This window comes from Inquilinus limosus MP06, from assembly GCF_000767795.1.
In the GTDB taxonomy this organism is placed as follows: Bacteria; Pseudomonadota; Alphaproteobacteria; order DSM-16000; family Inquilinaceae; genus Inquilinus; species Inquilinus limosus_E.
Window position 1 is genome coordinate 1 of sequence record NZ_JANX01001130.1, and the last position, 624, is coordinate 624.

Genomic DNA, 624 nt, shown 5'->3' on the forward strand with positions numbered 1-624 from the left:
GATCTGGCGCCCGGCGGCGGTGGAGAGCCACCTGCCGGAGCGCTGCGTCGCCCCCCGCCCGCCGCTGGCGCCGGACCAGGCGAAGCCCTGGCCGGCCGGCTGGGTGCGCCCCCTGCGCCTGCTGCGCCGGCCGGAGCCGATCAAGGTGATCGCCCAGGTGCCGGACGATCCGCCGACCAGCTTCCAATGGGCCGGCGAGACCCATCGCGTGCGTCGGGCCGACGGGCCGGAGCGCATCGCCTATGAATGGTGGCGCCAGGCCCGGCCGCAGGACCGGGCCGAGCCCGACATGATCCGCGACTATTACCGGGTGGAGGACGAGAGCGGCCGCCGCTTCTGGGTCTACCGCGCCGGTCCCTACCTCCCCGACCGGCCGCCGCGCTGGTTCCTGCACGGGATGTTCGACTGATGGCCGGGGTGGTCCTCAGAGCGCTGCCTGTTTTGAGTCCTTCCTCCCCTCGCGGACTGCGGCATTCACACATCGCCTCTTTTGAGTCCCCCCTCCCCTTGTGGGAGGGGGCTAAGGGGAGGGGGTTCTCTCGGGTTGAGCCGGCCCAGACTGTTGCAAACCGGCACGGACGGCGAGTTCGGTGCCCTGCCCATACGCGCGCGGACGCGCGCCGC

At 72.6% G+C, this 624-nt stretch carries 1 protein-coding gene; it reads left to right on the plus strand.

What is annotated here, in order from left to right:
- Positions 1-409 (plus strand): DUF6504 family protein (locus P409_RS39875; RefSeq protein WP_034849902.1); only part of this gene is annotated, 409 nt, incomplete at its 5' end.
- Positions 410-624: the final 215 nt, after the last annotated feature.